The following is a 25,293-nucleotide window of genomic DNA, read 5'->3' as shown; positions in this document are numbered from 1 at the left end:
TCCCGCCGCGGGCACGTCGCCGGTCACCGGCCGGAGTGGAGATACGCGGCCCACAGTGTCGGGGTCTTGTCGAAACGCTCGCGGCAGCGGTGTACCGCGTGGTGCAGCGCCGTCGCGACGTCCTCGCCCGCCGAGACGCCCTCGTGCAGGTCGACGGCGACCGTCCGGGCGACGAGGTCGTTGACCTGCCACAGCGTGCCGACGACCTGCGGGTAGCCGGCGAGCTGGAACGCCGACACCAGGTGCAGGCTCTCGTCCGGGACCCGGTGGGCGCCCAGGGACGTCTCGCACGCCGACAGCACCGCGAGCCGGACACCGGTCAGGTCGAGCGCGGACACGTCCAGCACCGAGAGCGGCCCGTCGTGCAGCAGCAGGTGCCCGGCCGACGGATCGTCGGGGTCGCTCGCCGCGTGACAGGCGAAGTGCGCCGACGTGTGGGACGTCAGTGCGGCGCGGACCGCGTCGGCCGTCGCCTGCGCGCCGTCCAGCCGCGTGGCCCGGGTCAGTGCCGCGATCCTGCTCGCCTCCCGGCCCACACCGCGCAGGGGTCGCGCTCCCCGCGCGTCCTCCACCGCCACGACCACCAGGTCGTCGTCCGCTCGCGTGTGCCGCGCCCTGGCGTGCCGCAACGCCCGCACCGTCGGCGTGTACGACGACATCACCCGGTCGAGGACGGACGCGCCGTCGGGGAAGCGGCCGGCCGCGTGGATCGGGAGCAGCGCCAGCCGCCCCACCGGCGACCACCAGACCCGCGGCCAGGCGTCCGCCGGCCGGGAGGTGTACCCGAGTCGCCTCAGCACGGGTTCGGTGACGAAGTCCCACAGCCACCCGAGCACCTCCGCCGCGGTGGTCTGGGCACCGGTCTCGCCCGCGCCCGGCCGGGCCGACGCGGCCAGCGCGGTGCCGAAGGCGGCGGCCCGGTCCGCCACGGAGTCCGGCGTCACGCCCGGCAGTTCGACCACGGTGACCCCGGACGGGCGGATGACCAACGCGTCACTGCGGTACCCGCTCACGTTGATCAGCACCACCGGCCCGTCCGCGGCGGTTTCCAGCAGCTCGTCGAGGTCCGGCGGGGCGAGGAAGTCCGCGAACCCCGGCAGCGCCCGTGCTTCGTCGAGCAGGTGCCGCAACCGGATGTCCAGGTCGTGCCGTTCGTCCGCCGCGGCACCCACGAGGTGCCCGGCCGGGGACAACCGGTCGAACGCGGCACCCAGTCGTTCCGCGAGCTCGGGCGCCACCGCGTGCAGGCGGGACAGATCGCCGCGGCTCTGCAGCACCTGCCCGCCGAGCACGCCGCGGCCGAGTTCGAGCAGACGTACCGCCGTCTCCGGGTCGTTCGCCTGCACGGCGCACGCGGCCGCGTCGGCGGCGAGGCCGTCGAGTTCCGCCAGCAGCCGCTGCTGGTCCACACGGGCGAGGCGTCGTGGCACCACGAACGGCAGCAGACCGACCGCCACCGCGTAGGCGTCCCGGGCCCGGTCCCACCGTCCCGCCTCGGCCTCGGTGCGTGCCCACCGGCGTGCGGCCTTGGCCCGCGTCAGGGGCTGCAGCGCCTCGGTCTCCGCCGCCTCGCGGAGGGCGCGGCCCGCGGCGGCCAGAACCCCGGGGTCCCGGGTGAGTTCGTACTGGGCGTACAGAGCGCCACCGTGGTTGAACTGGGTCTCGGCGCGCTCCGTCGTACCGGGAGCACTCGCCCGGGCCGCGCTGCCCAGCGCCGTGACGGACCGGCGCAGCGCCTCGGGGCTGCCGTTGGCGTCGTACGCGGAGAACCAGACCCGGCCCAGGTTGCCCAGTGCCACCGCGTGGGTCCGTTCGCCGTACGGCACCGTCTCGACGACCTCGGTGTACGCGGCGATCGCCTGCCCCAGGTCGCCTTCCAGCCCCGTGTGCAGGAACCGTTCGTGGTGCAGCAGTCCGAGCAGCAGAGGGATCATGCCCGGCCCGCCGCCCACGCCACGCGCCGACCGGCCCGTCTCCACGGCCCGGTCGAGCACGTCGATCTCGCCGGTCTGTTCGACGAGGTCCTGCACGGCGATCAGGTAGTTCTCGCAGCGGTTGTCCCACGCGTGGTCGTCCGGCCGGGTCGCCTCGAGCACCTCCCGCAGCAGGGCCACGCCCTCCCGCAACGCGGCGACGTCACCGGTCCTCCTGCCGCGGTCCCGCAACGCGGCGGCGAGGTCCACCTTGTGGGACAACCGTGCGGGAGAGGTGCTCGGCGTACGCGCCACCGCCTCCCGCAGGTACCGGACGGCCCTCTCCCGCACGGACTCGTCGCCGGTGTGTTCCGCGGACCGCTGCAGCACGTCGCCCAGCTGGTTGAGCCGCAGCGCGTGGTCCAGGTCGTCCACGGGCGTCGCGCGGACGCTCTCCTCCAGCACGCGGGCCGCGGTGACGAGGACGGCGTGGTCCCGGGTCAGCTCGTACTGGATGTACAGGGCCTTGCCCAGCACGTACCGGGCAGCCGGTACGCGCGGCAGCCGTGACGCCCACTCGACGGCCTCCGCCGCGTACGCGGGATCGCGGCCGTGCTCGGCCAGCAGGATCAGCGTCTCCCCCCGCACCATCGCCGCCACCAACCGGTTCTCCCCGTCCAGCAGGGGGAGCGACGCGTCGCACCCGGCCAGGGACTCGTGCAACGCGGACACGTCGCCGAAGGACAGGAAGTGGTCCTGCAGCAAGGAGCACAGGCCGACCTGCAGGACGTGCCTGACCGGGTGGTCCGGCACGTACCCGATGGCGGTCCTCAACTGGGCGATCCCGTCCAGCAGGTCGGCCGGATCGCCCAGGAGCCGGTAGCGGTCGTACAGCCCCATGGCCAGGTCGTACATCGCGTTCACCGAACCCTGCGCCGCCCGGCGCCTGTTCCTTTCGATCATGCTGTCGAAGGATGTCGGGTTCGTCACTCCGCAAGTATCCTCACTGAGATGACCGCTGACCAACTGGCCGTGTTGTGCCGCCGTTTGGCCGACGATACCGACGCGGTACGGGCCTCGCCAGAGGTCGGGGCGCTCGCCGAGTCGATCCTCGCCCGGGTGCGTGAGGGCACCCCGCTCGAGGAACTCGCCGACGAGTTCGACGAGTTGGAGATGCTGCTCCTGAGGGCGGGGCACGCGGCGGGGCTGAGCCCGGCCCGTTCGTACGAGCGGTTCTTGGGCGCGGGCGACGGTCACCGCGTGCTCGAGGTGCTGGCGTGCCCCGCCGGTGTCTGCACGCGGGTCGAGGCGCCGGGCGCCGAGCCGGTGCTCTGCGTGGCGCTCCGGCAGCGGATGAGGGTCACGAGGCTGCGGTCGTGACCAGGTTCCTCGAGGCACTGGGCGGGAAGCTGGCCGAGCGCTGGATCGCCCTGATGCTGGGGCCCAGTGTGCTGTTGCTGAGCGTGGCCGCCGTCGGCGTGACGCTCGGGCACCGGCGCTGGTACGACATCGGCCTGCTGCTCACCCGGCTCAACGAGTTGTCGGCCGAGCCCGCGTTGCGCAACACCGGGACGCTCGTCCTCCTCCTGGCCGGCCTGCTGGCCGCTTCGGCGGCTCTGGGCCTGGCCGCCACCGGGCTGGGCGTGGCGGTGGAACGGCTGTGGCTCGCGACCCGGCCCCGCCGGCTCGCCGACCGGCGCCGACAGCGCTGGGACGAGGCCCACGCGGCGTTCAACCACGCCCTGCTGGCGGCCGCCAGGGCCGAGGGCACCCCCGGCGCGGCGGCGGCCGCGGCACGGGCCCGGGAGCTCAACGCCCGGCGCAACCGGATCGGTCTCGCCGCGCCGGACCACCCGTTCTGGCTCGGCGACCGTGTCGCCGCCGTCGACACACGCGTCTGGCAGACCTACCGGCTCGACCTCACCTCCGCGTGGCCCCGCATCTGGCTCGTCCTGGCCGAGGACGTGCGCGCCGAGATCGTCGCGTCGCGCACCAGGTTCGCCGCCGCGGCCCGGCTGACGGCGTGGGCCGTCGGCTATCTCGCCGTGGGCGTCGTGTGGTGGCCGTCGGCGGTGGCCGGTGCCGTCACGGCCGTCACCGCGTGGCGCCGGGCGCGGATCGCGGGCGTGGCGTTCGCGGAGCTCTGCGAGGCGGCCGTCGACCTGCACGGCCGCCGGCTCGCGGAAAGCCTCGGCATCGCCTGCGAGGGGCCGCTCACCGAGGACGTGGGTGCCGAGATCACGACGGTGTTGAGGAAACAGACATGAGCTTGTTCCGTCGCACGTCCGAGCCCACGCCGGCCGACGAGGTGGTCCTGGTGATCGACCAGCACGCGCTGCCCTACCGGTCCCCGGACTGGTACGGCCACGCGAACTACCACGTCCGGGTCTTCCGCCCCGAGAACCTACGGAAGCCGGTCGTCGTCATGGGCGACCTGGGCAACGCCCCCGTCGCCTCGATCACCAACAAGTGCCCGGAGGTCACGGCCATCGTGACGACCCTGGTCCTCGGCCGGCCCGGGGTCCACCCCAGCCGGCTGGACGACCAGGCCCGCTGGATCACCTACTTCCCCGCCGCCGCGTCCAACGAGTCGTTCACCGAGGTGCACGGTTTCGACGTGGTGCCCGGCTACGAGCCGCAGCTCGTCACCAACAGGTACAGACACCTGCGCCGCGAGGAGGCCGAGGAGCTGGTCGGCGGGCCCCTCCGCGCCTGGCAGCAACGCCACTACACGGTCGCGAAGCTCCAGCGCCGTGGCGTCCGCGTGATGCGGGTGCACGGGGCCGGGTAGCACCGGCCGGTCCTCGTTGCGGCGGAGCGGCACGCGGCGCCTCCGCCGGTGCCGCCTCCAGGGCCCGTGAGGTGGCGTGGCCCTCGGCGTCCGCGTACCGACCGAGCAGGTCCTTCACCGGGCGCAGCCTCGGGTTCACATCGTTTCCACGGGTCCGTACAACCTTTTCACCTGGTGGGCGGTCGCCTTCTGTGTGCACACGTACGTCTCGCACGGGCAGCCCGATCCGGGTCGGCTCGTGGCGCAACCGCTCCTGCTCGTCACCTCCGAGCGCGAGCGCCCGCACGTTCCCGTCGAAGACGTGGTGCGGGACGACGCCGTCCGCGGCCGCACTCCGAAACCGCGCCAGCAGGTCCGCGACCGCCGCACGCAGGCCGGACGACCCGCTACCGGCGGTAACCGGCTGAGTCATCGCGCCCACCCCCAAACTTTCCACCCCGACCGCCAGAGATGACGCGTTGATGCTGTCAACAGATGAGCATCTGTCAGGTCACGGTTACTTCGTGTACGGTAAGGCTGGCGCGTCCGACTCTCTGCCACAGTGAACGGGGGCGTCGCCAGGTCAGGGGGCGTTCCGGCGAGTCGGCGCGAGGACACGACGCGGGAACGCGGGCGAGGGGCGAAGGAGCGGCAGTGAGCCACGAGCTGGTCGACGGCAGGTTCCGCGTCGGGCGCGTCATCGGCAGGGGCAACATGGGGGAGGTCCACCAGGCCGAGGACCTGCACGCCGCGGAGGGGTCGCCGGAGCGCACCGTCGCCGTCAAGACGGTCCTGCGCAGGCGCACCGGCACCCGGATCGACACCGGCGGGGACACCAAGGCCGTGCAGCGGTTCGACCGCGAGGTGCGGATCATGCGCCGGCTGCGGCATCCGAACCTCACGCGCCTCGTGGCCGGCGGCATCGCCGAGCACACCGGCGTCCCCGGGGGCCTGCCCTACCTGGCGATGGAGTTCCTGGACGGCGAGACGCTGCGCGACCTCGTCGAGGAGGAGTCCCAGCTGCCCGTCTCCTGGGCCGCCGCGATCGGCGCCCAGATCGCCGCCGGACTCGCCGCCGCGCACGCCGCCGGCGTCGTGCACCGCGACCTGAAGCCGGCGAACGTGATGCTCACGCAGGGCGGCACGGTCAAGGTGCTGGACTTCGGCATGGGCAGCATCGCCGACGACCCGGACCAGACCCGGCTGACCAGCACCGGCGTGAGCGTGGGCACCGCCCGCTACATGGCCCCGGAGCAGTGCCAGGCCAAGCAGGTGACCCAGGCCGCCGACCTCTACGCGCTGGGCTGCGTGCTGTACGAGATGCTGGTCGGCGTTCCCCCCTTCACCAGCGAGTCCGCGTACGAGCTCGCCGACCGGCACGTGAACCAGCAGCCGGCCCCGGTCCGGGCGATCCGCGGCGAGGTCCCCGTCGAGCTGGCCCGGCTGGTGGAGCGTCTGCTGGCCAAGGACCCGGCGGACCGCCCCGCCGACGCGGTGACCGTCCGGGAGGCGCTGCTGCCGCTCGCCGTGCTCGACGCCGGGGCGTCACTGCTGCCGCACTGGGCCGCGCTCGACCCGACCGTGCCCGTGCGCGAGGCGGCGCCCGCCCCGGCCTCCGCCCCCACCACCGCCGACGACGACGCAGAGGAGCCCGCCGCCAGGCAGGATCCTGCCGCCGGAGCCGGCATGGACGTCTTCGGCGTCCACCGCGCCCTCATCAAGGACTACCGTTCCTTCACCGAGGGCGGCACCGTCATCCGTGACGACCGTATCGCCGCCTTCGTGGAGAAGGACCTCGACGACAAGTCGCAGTGGCCGGACCCCTGGCTGTCGCTCAACCCGTTCTTCCAGGGCGGCGGCACCGTCGTCGAACTCGCCCAGGAGAAGGTGCTGCACCCCGAGTGCGCCCGCATCTTCCAGGCGAAGAAGACCGAGGGCGGCACCGTGTGCGACGGCCGTCCGCTCACCCTGCACCGCCACCAGCGCGACGCCATCGACGCCGCCGCCTCCGGCGCCTCGTACGTGCTGACGACCGGTACCGGATCCGGCAAGTCGCTGTCGTACATCGTGCCGATCGTCAACAAGGTGCTGCACGAGCGCGACCAGGAGGGCCCCGACGCCCCCAAGCGGGTACGGGCGATCATCGTCTACCCGATGAACGCGCTCGCCAACAGCCAGCTGCGCGAGCTGGAGAAGTACCTGCGCGACGGATACGGCACCGGCAAGGAGCCGGTCACCTTCGCCCGCTACACGGGCCAGGAGGACGACGAGAAGCGCAGGGAGATCCGCGACAACCCGCCGGACATCCTGCTCACCAACTACGTGATGCTGGAGCTGATGCTCACCCGCCCGGCCGACCGGGCGAGCCTGATCCGGATGGCGCGGGGCCTGGAGTTCCTGGTCTTCGACGAACTCCACACCTACCGCGGCCGTCAGGGCGCCGACGTGGCCCTGCTCATCCGCCGCGTCCGTGAGGCCTGCCAGGCCGGGGACCTGCAGTGCATCGGCACCTCGGCGACCATGTCGACCGAGGGCGCCTGGGAGGACCAGCGCCGCGTGGTCGCCCAGGTCGCGAGCACCCTGTTCGGCACGAAGGTGCGGCCCGAGCACGTGATCGGCGAGACCCTGGTCCGTGCGACCCGTGAGGCACCGGACGCCGTCCCGGCCGAGCGCCTCACCTCCCCCGCCGCCCCGCGCGCCTACGACGACCTCGTCCGCGACCCGCTGGCCCGCTGGATCGAGAGCCGTTTCGGCCTGGTCGAGGACGCGGCGTCGGGCCGTCTGGTCCGGCAGCGGCCGGCGAAGATCGAGATCGCCGCGAAGGAGCTCAGCGAGCGGTCCGGCGTGCCCGAGAAGGACTGCGTCGCCGCCATCCGCGCCACCCTGGAGGCGGGTTCGCAGGCCCGCCACCCGCTGACCGAGCGCCCCCTGTTCGCGTTCCGGCTGCACCAGTTCCTCTCCAAGGGTGACACCGTGTACGTCACCCTGGAGGACAAGCTCTCCCGCCACCTCACCCGCTCCTACCAGCTGGAACAGCCGGGCAGTGGCGGCAAGTTGCTGATGCCGCTGGCGTTCTGCCGGGAGTGCGGCCAGGAGTACCTGACGGTGTGGCGCACCGAGAAGGACGGCGAGGTGCGCTACGAGGCCCGCCGCGACACCTCGGCGACCGGCGGCCGGCAGGGCGACGGCTACCTGTACGTCGACCACGAGCGGGAGTGGCCGTCGAACGTGCAGTACGCCGTCGACGACCGCCGGCTGCCGGAGTCCTGGCTGGAGGTGGACGACCGGGGCCAGGAGGTCGTCAAGCGCGCCTACCGCGACCGGGTGCCCCGCGCGGTCACCGTCGACCCGTACGGACAGGAGGGCCAGGGCGAGCTGAAGGCCGCCTTCATCCCGTCCCCGTTCCTCTTCTGCCTGCACTGCGGGGTGGCGTACGAGCAGACGCGCGGCCGCGACTTCGCCAAGCTGGCCACGCTGGACCAGGAGGGCCGCTCGTCGGCGACCTCGCTCGTCTCGGCCTCCATCGTGCGGTCGCTGAAGTCGGTGCCGGAGGAGGCCCTGGACAAGGAGGCACGCAAGCTCCTCACCTTCGTCGACAACCGGCAGGACGCCTCCCTCCAGGCGGGCCACTTCAACGACTTCGTGCAGATCACCCAGTTGCGCGGGGCCCTGTACCGGGCGGCGCTGGACGCCGGCGAGGACGGCCTGCACCACGAGGAGCTGGCCTCGGCGGTCACCAACGCCCTCGCGCTCGCCCCCGCCGACTACACCGGCGACACCGACCTCTCCCCCGGTCTGGCCCGCAACGCGGCCCGCACGCTGCGCGACATGGTCGCCTTCCGGCTCTACCTCGACCTGGAGCGCGGCTGGCGCATCACCATGCCGAACCTGGAGCAGACGGGCCTGCTGGAGATCGACTACGAGGACCTGCACTGGGTGGCCGGCAAGCAGGACCGCTGGGAGACCACGCACCCCGCGCTGCGGGACGCCGACCCGGCACTGCGCGCGGAGATCGTCAAGGCGCTCCTCGACGAGATGCGCCGCTCGCTGGCGATCGACGTGTCCTACTTCCGCGACGACACCTTCGAGTCGCTGCAACGGGCCACCGAGGAACGGCTGGTGGACCCGTGGGTGCTGTCCTCCGGCGACAAGCCGAAGGTCGGCACGGCGTACCCGCACCCGTCCCGTCCGGGCGCCGACCGGGCCAGCCTGTTCCTGTCGGCGCGCGGCAAGTACGGCAAGTACCTGAGGCGCACGGACACTTCCTTCGCCGGGCTGGACCAGGACGACCTCCAGCTGATCATCGCCCAGCTGCTGACGGTGCTCGCCAAGGCGGGCCTGGTGAAGGAGGTCGAGACCGCACCGCAGCGCCCCGGCCGCTTCCGCCGCCCGTCCGGCCCGACGACGACCGGCTACCGGGTCGCGGCCCAGTCGCTGGTCTGGCGGGCGGGCAAGGGCGAGTCCGGCGCGCACGACCCGCTCACCCGCACCTACCAGAGCGGCGACGGCCCGCGCATCAACACCTTCTTCCTCAAGCTGTACCGGGAGACCGCCGACGCGCTCGCGGGCCTGTTCGCCCGCGAACACACCGCGCAGGTGGCGCCGGAGGACCGGGAGAAGCGCGAGGAGGCCTTCCGCAAGGCGGAGCTGAAGCTGCTGTACTGCTCCCCCACGATGGAGCTGGGCGTCGACATCTCCTCCCTCAACGCGGTGATGATGCGCAACGTGCCGCCCACACCCGCCAACTACGCCCAGCGGTCCGGCCGTGCGGGCCGCAGCGGCCAGCCCGCACTGGTGACGACGTACTGCGCGACGGGCAACAGCCACGACCAGTACTACTTCCACAAGTCCCACCGCATGGTCGCGGGCGCGGTCGCCCCGCCCCGCCTGGACCTCGCCAACGAGGACCTGGTCCTCTCCCACCTCCAGGGCATCTGGATCGCCGAGGCGGGCCTGCGCCTGGGCCGCTCCATCCCGGACGTGCTGGACGTGTCCCACCCGGACACCGGCGACCGCCCCGACCCGGCGCTGGAGCTGCTGCCCGACATCCTGGACGCCTCGCACGACGACGGCGCGCAGCGCCGCACGGTGGACGCGGCCCTGGCCGTCCTGGGCCCGCTGCTGAAGGAGTTCGCCGACACCACCTGGTGGCACGACGACTGGATCCAGGACAAGGTGCGCACGGTCCCGGAACGCTTCGACCGCGCCTTCGACCGCTGGCGCAGCCTGTTCCGCGCCGCACTGGACGACCAGTACGTGCAGAACAAGCGCCGTCTCGACTACAGCCTCACGGAGACTGACCGCAACCGCGCCAACGCCCGCCGCCGCGAGGCGGAGACCCAGCTCAACCTGCTGATGAACGAGAGCGTCGACAGCAAGTCGGTCCTCTCGGACTTCAACCCGTACCGCTACCTGGCCTCCGAGGGCTTCCTGCCCGGCTACAGCTTCCCGCGCCTGCCGCTGGCCGCGTACATCCCGACGATCGGGCGCCGCCGCGGGGACGGCGACTACCTCCAGCGGCCCCGCTTCCTCGCCATCCGCGAGTTCGGCCCCGGCTCGCTCATCTACCACGAGGGCGCCCGCTACCAGGTGACCCGCATCCAGCTCCCGCCGGACTCCTCCGGCGAGCTGACCACGGGCGAGGCCCGCCGCTGCGCGTACTGCGGCTACCACCACGACCCGAAGGACCGCGAGGACCGCTGCGGCTTCTGCGACGAGCCGCTGAGCTCGGCGACGTACGGGCTGCTGCACCTGCACACCGTGTACACCACGCGCCGCGAGCGGATCTCCTCGGACGAGGAGGAGCGGCGCCGGGCCGGCTTCAGGCTGGAGACGTCGTACCGCTTCCACGACCACGGCGCCCGCCGGGGCCGCCTGAACGCGACGGTCGCCGACGCGGCGGGCGGGCAGCTCGCCGAGATCGCGTACGGGGACTCCGCGACCATCCGGATCACCAACACGGGCCGGGTGCGGGCCAAGAAGGACGAGCCGCCGGGCTACTGGCTCGACCTGGCGGACGGCCGCTGGATGAACGACAAGGACGCCTCCGAGGCATCGGGCGATTCCAGCGAGCTTCCGGTGATCGACGCGGACGGCAACGAGCGGCGCCGCAAGAAGCGGGTCATCCCGTTCGTGGAGGACCGCCGGAACATCCTCGTCGTCACCCTCGACGAGGCGCTGCCCGAGCCGGTCGCGCTGACGCTGATGTACGCGCTGGAGCGGGGCATCGAGGCGGCGTTCGAGCTGGAGGACGCCGAGCTGACGGCGGAGCTGCTGCCGCCGGACGACGGTCCGCGCCGCCGCATCCTGTTCATGGAGGCCGCGGAGGGCGGCGCGGGCGTCCTGCGCCGTTTGCAGGCGGAGGAGGACGCTCTGGCCAAGGCGGCCCACCGGGCCCTGGACATCTGTCACTTCGGCTCCGACGGCACGGACAAGGGCGGCAAGGAGCACCGCGGCGACCGCGCCTGCGCGCTCGGTTGCTACGAATGCCTGCTGACGTACGGCAACCAGCTCGACCACGCGCGGATCAACCGTCACACGGTGGCGGCGCTGCTGGTGCGCTTCGCGTCGGCGACGGCCACGCGGGAGGCGCGCGGGGAGTCGCGGTCGGAGCAGTACCGGCGGCTGGTCGCCGAGACCTCCGTCCCGGCCCCGGCGGAGCCGACGGTGGTGGAGGCCGCCGCGGCGGCGGAGCTGGTGGAGCAGGGCGACTTCCTGGGCTGGGTGAAGGCGAAGGGCCTGCACCTGCCCACGGAGACCGCCACCCTCCTCACCGAGGCCAACGCGATGCCCGACTACGTGTACCGGCAGCCGGGCACGCGCCTGGCCGTCTTCGTCGACCTGCCGGACACGGAGCAGACCGCCCTTCGCGACGAGGACGCCGAGGAACGCCTCTTCGACGCCGGCTGGGAGGCCGTCCGCTTCCGCCCCGGCGACGACTGGGACGCGCTCGCCGGCCGCTACGCCGACTGCTTCGGCTCCCCGACCACCAACTGACCGCCCGCACCTCTCCTTTCCGAGGATCTGACGACTGACATGGCACTCACGTACTCCGCAGGCTCCCTGGTCACCGCACGCGGCCGGGAATGGGTCGTACTCCCCGAGAGCGAGCCCGACCTGCTGGTGCTGCGCCCGCTGGGCGGTTCGGACGACGACATCGCGGCGGTGTTCCCGGCCTTCGAGACGGTGAAGGGCGCCGAGTTCGCCCCGCCGGTCCCCGGCGATCTCGGTGACCAGCGGGCGGCCGGTCTGCTGCGGACGGCGCTGCGCGTCGGCTTCCGCTCGGGCGCGGGCCCGTTCCGCTCGCTGGCCGGGATCGCGGTGGAGCCGCGCGCATACCAGCTCGTCCCGCTGCTGATGGCGTTGCGCCAGAAGACGGTCCGCATGCTGATCTCCGACGACGTCGGCATCGGCAAGACGGTGGAGGCGGGCCTGATCGCGGGCGAGTTGCTGGCGCAGGGCGAGGCGACGGGCCTGGCGGTGCTGTGCTCGCCCGCGCTGGCGGAGCAGTGGCAGCAGGAACTGCGGTCGAAGTTCGGCATCGACGCGGAACTGGTGCTGTCGTCGACGGTCTCGCGTTTGGAACGGGGCCTGGACCTGGGCCAGTCGCTGTTCGACAAGTACCCGCACGTGATCGTCTCCACGGACTTCATCAAGTCCACCCGCCACCGTGACGACTTCGTACGGCACTGCCCCGACCTGGTGATCGTCGACGAGGCGCACACCTGCGTGACCTCCGACGACTCGAAGGTGAGCACGCAGAACCAGCTGCGTTACGAGCTGCTGCGCCGTGTCGCGGAGGACGCCGAACGGCACCTGCTGCTGGTGACGGCGACCCCGCACAGCGGTAAGGAGTCCGCGTTCCGCAACCTGCTGGGCCTGGTCAGGCCGGAGCTGGCGCACGTGGACCTGGACTCGGAAAAGGGCCGCAAGCTCCTCGCCCAGCACTTCGTGGCCCGCAAGCGGGCGGACGTACGCCAGTACCTGACGAAGGAGGACGGCCTGGCGGACGACTCGCTGGCCGAGCGCACGGCGTTCCCGTCCGACCGCTACTTCAAGGACGAGACGTACAAGCTGTCCCCCGAGTACCGGGCGCTGCTCGACGACGCGATCGCGTACGCGAGCGAGCGCGTGGAGGAGGCGGACGGCCAGGGCCGGCGCGAGGCCCGGATCGCCTGGTGGTCGGCGATCGCGCTGCTGCGCTCCATGGTGTCGTCGCCGAGGGCCGCGGCGCAGACCCTGCGCACCAGGTCCGCGGCGGCGGTGGCCGCGTCGGCGGAGGAGGCCGATCGGCTCGGCGCCCCGCTGACCAGCGACTCGGCGGACAGTGACGCGCTGGAGGGCATGGACGTGGCCCCGGGCGCGGAGACGGAGGAGAACGCGGGCTCGCGCCTCGCCGAACTCGCGAAGCGGGCGCAGGAGTTGGAGGGCCCGGCGCAGGACCTGAAGCTGAAGGCGCTCATCAAGCACCTCAAGGCCCTGCTGGCCGACGGCTACAACCCGATCGTCTTCTGCCGCTACATCCCGACCGCCGAGTACCTGGCCGAGCAGCTCGGCAACGACCCGGAGACGAAGAAGCGCAGCCCGCTCGGCGCGAAGACGGTCGTCAAGGCGGTCACCGGCACGCTCTCCCCGCAGCAGCGCATCGACCGCATCGAGGAACTGGCGGCGGAGGCCGGCGAGGACGCCGCCGCGCGCCGCGTCCTGATCGCCACCGACTGCCTGTCGGAGGGCGTGAACCTCCAGCACCACTTCGACGCCGTCCTCCACTACGACCTGGCGTGGAACCCCACCCGCCACGACCAGCGCGAGGGCCGCGTCGACCGGTACGGCCAGAAGCGCGACGAGGTCCGCGTCATCACGCTGTACGGCGACGACAACGGCATCGACGGCAAGGTCCTGGAGGTGCTGATCAAGAAGCACCGCCAGATCAAGAAGGACCTCGGCATCTCGGTGTCGGTGCCGGACGAGATGTCGACGGGTGTCACGGACGCGATCGTGGAGTGGCTGCTGCTGCGCGGCCGGCAGGGCGAGCAGGAGGCGCTGTTCGAGTCGGACTCCTTCCAGCAGAGCTTCGCGGACCTGGAGCAGGACTGGAACTCGGCGGCCGACCGTGAGAAGGCGTCCCGGTCGCGGTTCGCGCAGCGTTCCATCCACCCGGAGGAGGTGGCCCGCGAGGTCGCCGCCGTGCGGGAGGCGCTGGGCGGTGCGGGCGAGATCGACACGTTCGTACGGGAGTCGCTGAACGCGCTGGGCGCGGTGCTGCGCGACTCCGGCGACGCCGGCGCCTCCGGTGCGGACTTCACGGCGCAGGTCGGCGGCACGCCGGTGGGTCTGCGGGATGCGCTGGCGCCGGTGGTGGGGGCGGAGACGGTCGAGCGTGACCGTCCGATCCCGTTCCGGTCGAGTCCGGCGGTGGCGCGGGGCGAGGCGGCTCTGGTCCGCACGGACCCGGTGGTGGGCGCGCTGGCCTCGCACGTCCTGAACGCGGCGCTGGACACGCAGGCGGACGGCGCCCGTCCGGCCCGCCGGTGCGGCGTGGTGACGACGGACGCGGTGACGACGCGGACGACGCTGCTGCTGGTCCGCTACCGCTTCCACCTGACCCTGCCGTCCCGGAACGGCGAGAAGCAGGTGGTGGCGGAGGACGCCCGCCTGCTGGCCTTCGAGGGCGCGCCGAAGAACGCGGTGTGGCTGCCGCAGGAGCGGGCGGTGGAACTGCTGGAGGCGCGGGCGACGGAGAACACGGCCGCGGCGTCCGGCGAGCGCACGATGACCCGCATCCTGGACCAACTGGGCGAGGTGACGCCGTACCTGGAGTCGTACGGCGACGAACTGGCCGCCGAGCTGGACGCCTCCCACCGCCGGGTGCGCGCCGCGTCCGGCGAGATCGTCCGCGGCCTGTCCGTCACCGCCCAGAAGCCCGCCGACGTCCTCGGCACGTACGTCTACCTGCCCGCGACCGCCTCTGTTCCCGCTGGAGTGTCCGCCTGATGTCCGCCACCACCCGCAACCAGGTGTTCACCGCCGTCCACACCGTCGGCGGCCTGCTGCCGGCCGACATGCTGGTCCGCATCTCCGAGGGCAGGGACGTACCCGGCTCCAAGCCCGCCGACTACGGCCTGCCGTCCTCGCGCTCGGTCCGGGACGAGGCCGAGCGCAGCTGGGAGTACCTGAAGCCGCTCTGGCGCGACCTGCGCAAGCACCTGCCCGAGGACACGGAGACGGGTGTCCCGGCCGGCGACCCGACCGGCCGCGCCGGCACCGACTGGCTGGCGCCGCTCTGGCGGGAGCTGGGCTTCGGCCGGCTGACGCCGGTGGGCCCGGCGGGCATCGCGGCCGACTCGGACGCGGAGAAGAAGTTCCCGGTCTCCCACCGCTGGGGCCACGCCCTGATCCACCAGACTGCCTGGAACGCCGAGCTGGACAAGCGCCCGGCCGGCGCGGGCACGGTCCCGCCCCAGTCGATGCTCCAGGAGTGCCTGAACCGGACGGAGGCCCACCTGTGGGGCGTTCTGACGAACGGGCGCCAGGTGCGGCTGCTGCGCGACTCCAGCGCGCTGGCCACGGCGTCGTACGTCGAGTTCGACCTGGAGGCGATCTTCGACGGGGAGCTGTTCAGCGAGTTCGTGCTGCTGTACCGGCTGCTGCACGTGTCGCGGGTCGAGGTGGCGGAAGGGGCGGCACCGTCTTCGTGCTGGCTGGAGAAGTGGCGCACGGAGGCCATCGCGTCGGGCACGCGGGCGCTGGACCAGCTCCGGAAGGGCGTGCAGGAAGCGATCACCGCACTGGGCACGGGCTTCCTGCGGCACCCGGAGAACGGGGCGCTGCGCGAGGACGTCCGCCCGAAGGCCTTGCAGGCAGCGCTGCTGCGCATGGTGTACCGGCTCCTGTTCGTCTTCGTGGCAGAGGACCGCGACGCGTTGCTGTCGCCGGACGCGGATCCGGTGGCACGCGAGCGGTACGAGACGTACTTCTCGTCGGCCCGGCTGCGCGCCCACGCCCGGAAGCGCCGGGGTACGGCCCACGGCGACCTGTACGAGGCCCTGCGCATCGTCCTGACTGCCCTGGGCGACGAGAAGGGTCGCCCCGAACTGGGCCTGCCCGGCCTCGGCGGCCTCTTCAACGACACGGACGCGGACGCCCCGCTGCGCGGCCTGAAGCTCTCCAACGAGGCACTGCTGACGGCCGTACGGCACCTGTCCCAGGTACGGGACGGCAGCTCGGGCCGCTGGCGCGCGGTGGACTACCGGCACCTCGACGCCGAGGAGCTGGGGTCGGTGTACGAGTCCCTGCTGGAGCTGGAACCGAAGTACAGCGCGGCTGAGCGGACTTTCACACTCATCGAGGTCGCGGGCAATACCCGTAAGACCACGGGTAGTTACTACACTCCGTCCTCACTCATCGAGTGCCTGCTGAACTCCAGCCTGGATCCGGTGATCAACGATGCGGTGAAGCGCGGCGAGGAGGTAGCTGCGCGCTCGGGGGCGGCCGACCCGGCGGACGCGATCGTAAACGAGCTGCTCTCACTGACCGTCTGCGATCCGGCGTGCGGCTCCGGACACTTCCTGGTGGCAGCGGGCCGCCGTATCGCCAAGCAGGTCGCGGCGGTCCGTGAGCGCAACCCGGAGCCCACGCTGAACGCGGTCCGCCACGCGCTGCACGAGGTCGTGGCCCGCTGCATCTACGGCGTCGACCTCAACCCGATGGCCGTGGACCTGGCCAAGGTGTCCCTGTGGCTGGAGGCTCTGGAGCCGGGCAAGCCGCTGAGCTTCCTGGACGCGCACGTGAAGCAGGGCAACGGTCTGATCGGGGCCACGCCCAAGTTGCTCCAGGACGGCATCCCGGACGAGGCATTCATCGCGACCGAGGGTGACGACAAGAAGCACGCGAAGGCCCTGGAGAAGATCAACCAGCAGGAGCGGGTCGGACAGGGCAGCCTATTCGACCTGGGTGGGGAGGCGGTCAACGTCGCTAACACCGTCTTCGCCAGCGGACTGCGGTCCATCACGCTCGTCCAGGCCGAGGAACTGACCGACGTACGCCGGCAGGAGGACGCGTACGAGCGGTGGGCGGCGTCCTCCGAATACCGACGTGCCCAGTTGGTGGCCGACGCCTGGTGCGCGGCGTTCGTGTGGCTGAAGACGCCGGAGGCGCCGCGACCGGTGACGCATGCCGTTTTCAAGGCTCTGGAGGATCCGAGCGGCCAAGAGGTGGCTGCGGAGACCGAAACTGAGATCCGGAGGCTGCGGAAGCAGTTCTCGTTCTTCCACTGGCACTTGGAGTTCCCTGAGGTGTTCTCGGTGCCGGAGGACGCGCGGGGTGTGTCGTCGGCAACCGGGTGGGCCGGGGGCTTCGACTGTGTGGTGGGGAATCCGCCGTGGGACAGCGTGGACTTCCGGGAGCAGGAGTTCTTCGCACAGCGGGCTCCGGAGATCGCGGAGGCGTCCCGTACTGCCGTACGCAAGAAGATGATCGAGGCGCTCAAGGACTCGCCGGACACGCTCTCTCTGTACAAGGAGTTCGAGGCGGGCAAGCGGAAGGTGTACGCGGAGAGCCATTTCCTGCGACGGTCGGGGCGGGTACCGCTCACAGGACAGGGGAACCTCAACACCTACGCGGTCTTCACTGAGACCGATCGGATACTGCTCGGGCCGAAGGGGCGGGCAGGTGTGATCGTTCCGACGGGAATTGTCACGGATGCGCGGACGCAGCACTTCTCTGGGGATCTGGTGCGGGGCGGGGCTATTGCAGCACTGTACGACTTCGAGAACACCGCACCCCTCTTCCCGGGGGTACACCGTTCGTTCAAGTTCAGCATCCTGTCCATGGTTGGCCGATCCCTGCATGAACCGGCGGCTCGATTCGCTTTCTTCCTGCAAGATCCGACAGAACTCGACGACGCGAACAAGACGTTTACTCTAACACCGGACGCAATCACACTACTTAATCCTAACACCGGTACGTTTCCCGTATTCAGGTCCAAGCGGGACGCTGAGATCACAATGGGCATTTACCATCGCATCCCCATTCTGGTCAAAGAGAGCTCCCCCGACAGCAACCCATGGCGCGTTTCGTTCTCACGCATGTTCGACATGGGGCATAATTCCGACCTCTTTCACACTCGCGAGGAGCTCGAATCGGACGGCTGGCAACCGAAGGGTAACGCCTTCGTGAAGAATCACACACGAATGGTGCCGTTGTACGAGGCCAAGATGGTCGACTTCTACAATCACCGTGCTGCTGACATCGTGAAAAGTGAGACTGCCGCCAAGCGGCAGAGCCAGCCAAGATACCTTTCAGGCACCGAAGTAGACGCACCGGACAGGTACGTCACTCCGATGTTCTGGGTGGACGAAAACAAGATTCCCGACGATTCCAGCTGGTATATGGGGTTCTGCGATGTTACTAGCGCCACTAACGAGCGAACGGTCATCGCAGCAGCCATTCCCCGAGCAGCCGTCGGTCACACGTTTCCGACAATGTCTACAGACTCGACCCCTGAACTCCTCCTCGCTAATTTCAATACCTTTGTGCTAGATTTTGTGGCACGCCAGAAGGTTGCAGGGCTCCACCTGACTTACGGCTACGTTCGGCAATTTCCGATCGCATCTCCCAGGACACTGTCCAAACATGCCGATTTCATTCGCCCTCGAGTTCTAGAACTCACCTACACGTCCAACGACATGCAGCCTTTCGCCGCCGATCTGGACGACCTCGGCGCCCCCTTCCGCTGGGATGAAACCCGCCGTCGATACATCCGCGCCGAACTCGACGCACTCTTCTTCCACCTCTACGGCGTGTCCCGCGAAGACGTCGACTACATCCTCGACACCTTCCCCATCGTCCGCCGTAAGGACGAGGCCAAGTACGGCACGTACCGCACCAAGGAACTGATCCTCGCCGAGTACGACCGCATGACCGCCGCCGGTCTCACCCTGGAGAACCCTCTCGTGGACGGCGAGAACTACACCTCCACCCTCACCCCACCCCCGGGCCACGGCCCTCGCCACCCGGCCTGACCGCACCCCACACCACCCGCGCGCGCTCACCATCGACATCCCAGGGGGGACCATGAGCAACCCGCACCAGCCCGATCCGAAGCCCTCGCCGTACGAACTCGAAGTATGGGAATCCATCCAGCGGTATAAGGGCCGCCCGCTGTCACAGGCGATGCAGAACGCCGGCGAGCACGTGGCCAACGGCGTCGCCCAACTCGGCAAGCGCGCCGCGAAGCAGTTGGAGAAGCACCCTAGAGCCGCGTCTGCGGTCTCGCGGGGACAGGAGTTCGTCGCCAAGGGCGCGGCCAAGGCCGGGGAAAAGGCACGCAACGCCGCCGAGCACATGCCGGAATGGGGCGGCACTGCCGTGCAGTCCGTCCGGAAGACCGTGGGAAAGGTCTCGCGCGCGGGACTCTCCCCCAAGCGGGTCGTAACGCTCCACAACAAACGCGGACACGAGATCGCCTCACTCTCCGACGTGCGCCGCTTGGACCTCGAACAGGTCGAGAAGGTCCGCGGCCGGGGGGCGAGCTGGTATTACCCCATTGCGGCGGCGCTCTCGGGCGCGGGTGCCGGGCTCGCCATCACCGGAGGACAGCTCGCCATCACCGCCTCCGCCGGCGCCGCGGCAGCGCCTTCGGCCGGTGCGATCGCGGGCGCGTTCACGGCGGACACCGCGGTCGTCCTCGGACTCTCTTCCCGGGCTGTCGGCCAGATCTCGCTCTTCTACGGCTACGACCCCGAAGAGCCGTCCGAGAAGCTCTTCATCATGTCTGTCGTCAACCTCGGAACTGCGAGTTCGGCCACCGCCAAGAATGCTGCGATGGCCGACATTTCGAAGCTCACGCAGGCGCTTTTCAAGGGCAAGTCCTGGGACATCCTGAACAACGCGTTCGTCACCAAGGTCTACTCGAAGTTCACCGAGGCGTTCGGCGTCCGCCTTACCAAGAAGGGGCTCGGCAAGGTCGTACCCGCCTTCGGCATCGTCGTCGGCTCCACCCTGAACTGGGCGACGCTTGAGGGGATCGTCGACGCGGCCGAGATGGCGTACCGGCGCCGGTTCCTCCTGGAGAAGTACCCCTATCTCGCCGAGGAGGAGGTGCCCGTGACGTTCACCGACACGGACGTTCCGGACGGCAGCGACGAGAAGATCAGCGTGCTCGACGAGATCGTCGAAGAGGGCGGCCCGGACCTCCGCTGATGTGACGCCCCTGCGGTGCGCGCGTCCTCGTGCCCACCGCAGGGACGACGTAGCTCACGCCCCAGCTGCGAACCGCACGAAGCGGGACCACTCCTCACGCCCGCAGGTAAAGTGAGGATGCGTCACGTCCTTGGAGTCCCGGACGTGGATGGCCTGTTCGGTGACAGCAACCTCCACACAGCTGTCCCCCTGCGCGCTGCTGTAGCTGGACTTGAACCAGTCGAGTTCGGACATGCTCACAGCTCTCCTTGCATCCGCTCCAACAGGCCCACGGAGTCTTTCGGGGAGAGGGCCTGCGAGCGCAGTCTCGCATAGCGCATGTGCAGACGGCTGACCTGTTTCGGGTCAGCGATCAGGCGACCGTTCTCCTGCCCTTCGGAGTATCCACGCCAGCTCCCGTCAGGAGTCTCCAGCAGCTGGATGGGGCCAGCCATGCATGCGTGGTACTCGGTGTCGGCAGGCATGATCTGCAACGTGACGTTCCTCGGTGCAACTGCCTGGAGAACGTGGTCGATCAAGTCACGAGTCACATCAGCACCGCCGAGTCGACGCACAAACAGTGATTCCTCGACGATGAAGTCGAAGGCGGTGTTGGGACGCTCCACAAGCAGGCGCTGTCGTTCCAGACGCGCCTGCACCGTGGCCTCCAGGTCCTCGTCCGACAGGGGCGGGATGTCGTTGTCGCAGAGGGCCCGCATGTACCCCACCGACTGCAACAGGCCCGGCACCAACCGGCACTCGTACGTGCACAGGCTTACCGCCTCCCGCTCCAGCCGAGCCCACCGCCGGAACCAAGCCGCCAGCCCCGCCTCCCCCCGCGTCAGAAACCGCGCCGAGTGCCGCAGCGCCCCCGTGTTCCCCAGCGCCTCCTCCGCCCGCTCCACGAAGGACGCGTCCGGCATCCGCCGGCCCAACTCCACCGACTCCACCGTGTGCTTGGAGTACCGCACCAGCTCCCCGAACTGCACCCGGCTCAGCCCCGCGTGCTCCCGCAGCGCCTGCACGACCGCCCCGAACGTCCGCAGGCTGTCCGACGGATCCGGTTCCCGCTCGCACTCCCCGCCCGACACCGCCGGTTCCACGTGATCGGTCGTCATCCGAGGCCCACCTCCAGGTTCGCGCACGCCAGGTCTCTCCTTGAGAACGCCCAGAGTGGCCGGAAGACATTCGTACGTTTCACCGAATGCACCCGTACGCTGACGCAGCGTACGAGCGCACCTTCTTGAACCTGCAACCCGCCCCCTCGTCACGCCTCATGAACACGTCCACGTTCGGACTACTCGACCTCGCACCCAATGCGCGAAGTGAGGCGTCACACCTCAAAGGGCGTTGACATCGCCAACAGAGCAACCGCATAATCTTTTTGCGCACACTGCTGTCCGGCCATCCGCGAGCGCCCTACTGAGCGCCGCTCCACCCGTTTCCGGAGACCAGTCATGTATCTCGACCACCTCCACCTGCGCGGGTTCCGGTCCGCGGCGGACACCAAGGTCGCCTTTCTCCCGGATGTCACCGTCCTGACGGGGGAGAACAACGCAGGCAAGTCCAACGTGCTGGATGGCATCAGGCTTCTCACTCTCCCGCTCGACGGCAAGGGAAGCGGCTTATATCCCGACCGCGACGACCTTCACCGTGACGGCTGCAAGGAGGGGACGCACGGCGAGAACTGTCGCACGACGATTGAGCTGTCCGCCCGTTACCGGTCTCTCGTCCCCGGCGACCTGGACAGGCTCAATCAGGCCTTCGCCGAAGACGGCCAGACCGCGAGCTACCACCTCACCGTCACTCCCCCGCCGGCCGGCTTTCGACGCCCCACGCTGTCCTGGCGCGCAGGCGACGGCACGACCACCGACCTCGACCCCGAGCCGAAAGCCCGTGAGGGAATCCGGCACCTTTACCTCCCCCCACTGCGAGACGCACAACGAGAACTCGCCTCCAGCAGTGGCGGGCGTATCCAGCTCGTCATTGAGCGGCTGCTGCGCGACGACGACGTACGCGAGGACTTCCTCGAGAAGGTCGGCAAGCAGTTCGAGGCCGTGGAGGCGATCGATCCGCTTCCCCAGGCTGTCACGGCAGTGCGCACCCGGCTCACCCGGCTCACAGAAGGCGTGCATCCGCAGACCGCCGACCTGGGGTTCGCTGATGCATCCGTCAGTTCCATCGCCCGCGGACTCCGGTTACGCATGGAGCAGGCAGGTCTGGACCCGCGTGACCTCGCCGAATCAGGTCTCGGCTACGCCAATCTCCTGTACATGGCTACCGTGCTCACCCAGCTCCAGGACGCGGCCGAAGCCGACCTCACCTTGCTGCTGGTGGAGGAACCTGAAGCCCACCTGCATCCTCAGCTCCAAACCATCCTTCTTAACCATCTCGTGGAGGAAGCCCGGGCGAGTCGCCAACGGCAGCCCAAGCCTGGGGTCCCGTGGCACGGCAGAATTCAGGTGATCGTCACCACGCACTCCCCGCACGTCGCCACAGCCGTCGGTCCCAGGAATCTGGTCGTGTTGCAGCGGCGCCTGCGGCAGCCCCAGCCGGTCACAGCCGAAGCGAAGACGACCGTGTCCAAGACCTCCCTGACGTCCCGGCCGTCCTACCAGACCACAGCAGTCGCCGTGGACCGTCTCGGGTTGGAGAAACGCGATCTCTACAAGGTTCGCAGCTATCTCAACGCGACACGTAACACGCTCCTGTTCGGACAGCGGGTCCTCCTCGTGGAAGGCATCGCAGAGGCGATCCTGCTGCCCGAATTCGCCCGGCTTACCCTCACACCTGAAGGCGTCCAACGGTTCCATGGAACAGCGCTTGTCCCCATCGATGGCGTCGACTTCGAGCCCTACCTGAATGTCCTGCTTCAGCAGGACACCGTAAGCGGGCACCGAATCGCCCGGCGTGTAGCCGTGATCACGGACGGAGACGCGGGCACGGCCGAAAAGACCGCCCGAACCAGAATCCAGAAGCTTCACGCGCTCATCACGTCCACTGGCACAAGTGACATGGCCCGCGTGTTCCACAACGAGTTCACCTTGGAACCCGAAATCCTCCGGGCAGGCGGCCCCAATCGAAGTCTGCTCATCGAGGCGTGGCGGGAGCAGCGGCCTCAGGCATGGACCACAGACTGGCAGGCCGTGGGAGACAGGTCCCCGGACGAGCAGGCAAAGGCACTGAGCGAGCTGTTGCACAAGGTGGACAAGATCCGCAAGGGTGACCTTGCCCAGGCATTCCTCGCTGGAGCCGCCGCGCGACCGGACGAAGCTCCTCCTGTGGCCGTCCCCGCCTACCTTCGCGACGCCCTGGAGTGGATCACCGAGGAGACCGCCCTGTGACACACTCCGACGCACCGAGTACGAGAGAGATCACCGCTCTGCGCGCCGAAGCCGAAGCCGCTCAGCGTGCGCTCGTGGATCTGGAAACCAGTCCTGGACGCGTACTGAGGACACAGGCTTGTCCGGGCGCGGGCAAGACCCGCACCGTGGTGGAACGCCACCTCGGCCGCCCGGTGCCGCCACGGCAGGGGCGAGCCGTCCTCTCGTTCACCAAGGTGGCCGGCTCCGAGGTTCGCAAGCGGTGTGTGCAGGCAGGGCACCCGGAACTCACCCAGTTCCCGCACTACATCGGCACGTTCGACACCTTCGTCTGGCGCCACCTCGTCCGGCCGTACCTGCGCCCGGTCAACGGAAGAACATGGCATCGTCTGGAGTCCTGGGGAGATCACCCCAAGGCACGCCGCGAGGGCGTGACCCTGGACGACTTCCGCTTCGCCTACGCGGAGCGGGATGCGGTGCGCGTTGTGAAGCCCGAACTGAGACCTGGTGCACTGCCGCACAAACTTCGCCGGGACAAGGAAGCGGTGGGTCGTCTGACCACATGGGCGAGCCGCACCATGCGGGAACTGTGGGAGGCCGGCTACCTGTCCGGCGACCAATTGCGCGACATGGCGCTGTACCTGCTGACCAAGAGCAATCGTCGTGACCGCATCATCAGGGTCCTGCGTACGCGGTTCGCCGAGATCGTCGTCGACGAGGCGCAGGACTGCTCGCGAGAGGACCTCCAGCTCGTGGACCTGATCCGTGATGCGGGAGTCCCCCTGTTGCTCGTCGGTGATCCCGATCAGAGCATCTATGGGTTCCGCGACAGTCACGTACTGGAAGGCATCGGCCGCTCTCCACTCAGCTTCAGCGGCGCACCGGACCACCGGCTGAGCCACAACTGGCGCAGTACGCAAATCATCTGCGACCTGGCCCACACTCTGCGCACCTCTGACGCACCTCCCGACATCGCGACCGGCCCCTTCCACACCGAAACGACACCGGTCGTGCTCGTTCCCACCACTCTCCGCAGGGAAACCGAGTGGATTGGTGATTTCAGTCTGGAGGCGGAAAGGCTTGGCATCCCCGGACGGCAGCGTCTGGTCGTGGGACACGCCAACTCCGTTTTACCCAAGGGTATGACCGGAACACGGAACGTACCCACGGCCAAGCTCGACCGGCTCGTCTGGGCGACAGCCGTACTGCGGTCCCCGGGCGCGTCCACCCGGCAGCAGGAACTTGCGGAGAGGTCGTTGCGTGAGGCCGTACTGGACCACTGGTACGGTGCGCCACCCGACGAACCGGGGCTCATCGGCTTCGCCCGTCACCACCTCACCGACCTCGAACTACAACTCGTTCAAAGGTCGCTGGTCAGAAAACTCCCGTCCCTGAGTATTCCGCCCCGTGTCTGGAGCCGCTCGGCGTGTGAACTGCTCCGGGACGAGGCCGCTCGACTCGGCATCGAGCCGAAAACCAAGCGCGCGTACCCGTGCAGACGTTCCAAGGACGCGGCTTGGGAGCTCGTCGGATTCGGCGATCCCGAATCCGCCCGAACCGCCATCGGCCGAGCCGGCACAGTGCACGGTGTGAAGGGCCAAGAGGCCGACGCTGTCCTGGTCGTCATCCCACCCACCGGCAAAGGCAAGGAGGACGAACGCTCGAATCGGCTGATCGAGGCATGGACGACAGACGTCAAGGCCGGGAACGACTCCCAGACCGCCGAAGCGCTGCGCGTGCTGTACGTCGGTGTCACACGAGCCCGACGGCTCGTCGCTCTGGCGTTGAGTGACAAACATCTGACCGTGGTGAGCTCCTTCCTTGCAGAACGAGGAGTCCCGCACCGCACCGCGCACGACAACAACAGGGAACAGATCATGCTGCCGTTGTGACGTCCGGCCGCGATCGCTACCAGCGCCGCAACGAAGTCGAGCGGACCATCAACCGGCTGCGGTCGCCACTCGTTACGACAAGCTGGGCCTACGTCTTCCACAGCACCGTCACCAGCTCAGCGATCCGGCTTCAAATTGCGCCGTGATCCGCCGGACGGAACCTCAAGTCGGTGCCGGTGGACGATCGTGCCGACGTTCTCACCGGGCAGAACCCT

Annotated in this window: 12 protein-coding genes; 9 read left to right on the top strand and 3 right to left on the bottom strand. The window is 69.7% G+C overall.

The features are described from left to right. Positions 1–23: 23 nt before the first annotated feature. Positions 24–2,876 (bottom strand): CHAT domain-containing protein, encoded by a 2,853-nt coding sequence (locus tag JHAT_RS14990; RefSeq protein WP_143660436.1) that lies wholly within the window; start codon positions 2,874–2,876, stop codon positions 24–26. Between the two features lie 48 nt (positions 2,877–2,924). Between JHAT_RS14990 and JHAT_RS14985 the strand changes: the two genes are divergently transcribed. The 7 genes from JHAT_RS14985 (at position 2,925) to JHAT_RS14950 (ending at position 19,884) form a co-directional block, all read left to right on the top strand. Beyond that, complete coding sequence (locus JHAT_RS14985) at positions 2,925–3,293, top strand: hypothetical protein (protein ID WP_077798665.1); 369 nt, start codon at positions 2,925–2,927, stop codon at positions 3,291–3,293. Beyond that, the gene (locus tag JHAT_RS14980) at positions 3,290–4,180 is read left to right on the top strand and encodes a hypothetical protein (RefSeq protein WP_107481932.1); all 891 of its coding nucleotides are present in this window, start codon (positions 3,290–3,292) and stop codon (positions 4,178–4,180) included. Before JHAT_RS14985 ends, JHAT_RS14980 begins: the two co-directional genes overlap by 4 nt. Continuing rightward, complete coding sequence (locus JHAT_RS14975; protein WP_077798664.1) at positions 4,177–4,704, top strand: hypothetical protein; 528 nt, start codon at positions 4,177–4,179, stop codon at positions 4,702–4,704. The genes JHAT_RS14980 and JHAT_RS14975 overlap by 4 nt, the downstream gene beginning before the upstream one ends. A 633-nt stretch (positions 4,705–5,337) precedes the next feature. Then, entirely contained in the window at positions 5,338–11,679 is a 6,342-nt protein-coding gene (locus JHAT_RS14965; RefSeq protein WP_077798662.1) for a protein kinase, read from the top strand. A 39-nt stretch (positions 11,680–11,718) separates the two neighbouring features. Continuing rightward, entirely contained in the window at positions 11,719–14,676 is a 2,958-nt protein-coding gene (locus tag JHAT_RS14960; protein ID WP_077798661.1) for a DEAD/DEAH box helicase, read from the top strand. Then, the gene (locus tag JHAT_RS14955) at positions 14,676–18,704 is read left to right on the top strand and encodes an Eco57I restriction-modification methylase domain-containing protein (RefSeq protein WP_077798660.1); all 4,029 of its coding nucleotides are present in this window, start codon (positions 14,676–14,678) and stop codon (positions 18,702–18,704) included. Before JHAT_RS14960 ends, JHAT_RS14955 begins: the two co-directional genes overlap by 1 nt. Before the next feature lie 52 nt (positions 18,705–18,756). After that, a complete protein-coding gene (locus JHAT_RS14950) occupies positions 18,757–19,884 on the top strand; it encodes an EcsC family protein (protein ID WP_077798659.1) in 1,128 nt (375 codons plus the stop codon). Positions 19,885–19,938: 54 nt separating this feature from the next. Here JHAT_RS14950 and JHAT_RS14945 read toward each other — a convergent pair whose 3' ends face one another. Beyond that, positions 19,939–20,118 (bottom strand): DUF397 domain-containing protein, encoded by a 180-nt coding sequence (locus JHAT_RS14945; RefSeq protein WP_077798658.1) that lies wholly within the window; start codon positions 20,116–20,118, stop codon positions 19,939–19,941. Between the two features lie 2 nt (positions 20,119–20,120). Continuing rightward, positions 20,121–20,981: a helix-turn-helix transcriptional regulator gene (locus JHAT_RS14940; RefSeq protein WP_077798657.1), complete on the bottom strand. Its 861-nt coding sequence runs from the start codon at positions 20,979–20,981 to the stop codon at positions 20,121–20,123. 339 nt (positions 20,982–21,320) lie between these two features. On the opposite strand from JHAT_RS14940, the gene JHAT_RS14935 reads away from it, so the two are divergent. Both JHAT_RS14935 and JHAT_RS14930 read left to right on the top strand, forming a co-directional pair. Continuing rightward, on the top strand, positions 21,321–23,207 hold the full coding sequence (locus tag JHAT_RS14935; RefSeq protein WP_077798656.1) for an ATP-dependent endonuclease: 1,887 nt from the start codon (positions 21,321–21,323) through the stop codon (positions 23,205–23,207). Further along, positions 23,204–25,078 carry a UvrD-helicase domain-containing protein gene (locus tag JHAT_RS14930; RefSeq protein WP_171990900.1) on the top strand — a complete coding sequence of 625 codons (1,875 nt, stop codon included), beginning with the start codon at positions 23,204–23,206 and terminating at the stop codon, positions 25,076–25,078. The genes JHAT_RS14935 and JHAT_RS14930 overlap by 4 nt, the downstream gene beginning before the upstream one ends. Positions 25,079–25,293: the final 215 nt, after the last annotated feature.

It is taken from the genome of Streptomyces sp. JHA26, from assembly GCF_002005565.1.
Lineage (GTDB): Bacteria > Actinomycetota > Actinomycetes > Streptomycetales > Streptomycetaceae > Streptomyces.
The sequence above is the reverse complement of the archived record's forward strand: the minus strand, read 5'-3'. Positions and strand labels throughout refer to the sequence as shown.

Excerpts from the sequence above, each read along its gene's own strand:
- JHAT_RS14990 (WP_143660436.1), bottom strand. The coding sequence starts at position 2,876 with ATGATCGAAAGGAACAGGCGCCGGGCGGCGCAGGGTTCGGTGAACGCG.
- JHAT_RS14935 (WP_077798656.1), top strand. The coding sequence starts at position 21,321 with ATGTATCTCGACCACCTCCACCTGCGCGGGTTCCGGTCCGCGGCGGAC.
- JHAT_RS14985 (WP_077798665.1), top strand. The coding sequence starts at position 2,925 with ATGACCGCTGACCAACTGGCCGTGTTGTGCCGCCGTTTGGCCGACGAT.
- JHAT_RS14945 (WP_077798658.1), bottom strand. The coding sequence starts at position 20,118 with ATGTCCGAACTCGACTGGTTCAAGTCCAGCTACAGCAGCGCGCAGGGG.
- JHAT_RS14950 (WP_077798659.1), top strand. The coding sequence starts at position 18,757 with ATGAGCAACCCGCACCAGCCCGATCCGAAGCCCTCGCCGTACGAACTC.
- JHAT_RS14975 (WP_077798664.1), top strand. The coding sequence starts at position 4,177 with ATGAGCTTGTTCCGTCGCACGTCCGAGCCCACGCCGGCCGACGAGGTG.
- JHAT_RS14940 (WP_077798657.1), bottom strand. The coding sequence starts at position 20,981 with ATGACGACCGATCACGTGGAACCGGCGGTGTCGGGCGGGGAGTGCGAG.
- JHAT_RS14960 (WP_077798661.1), top strand. The coding sequence starts at position 11,719 with ATGGCACTCACGTACTCCGCAGGCTCCCTGGTCACCGCACGCGGCCGG.
- JHAT_RS14955 (WP_077798660.1), top strand. The coding sequence starts at position 14,676 with ATGTCCGCCACCACCCGCAACCAGGTGTTCACCGCCGTCCACACCGTC.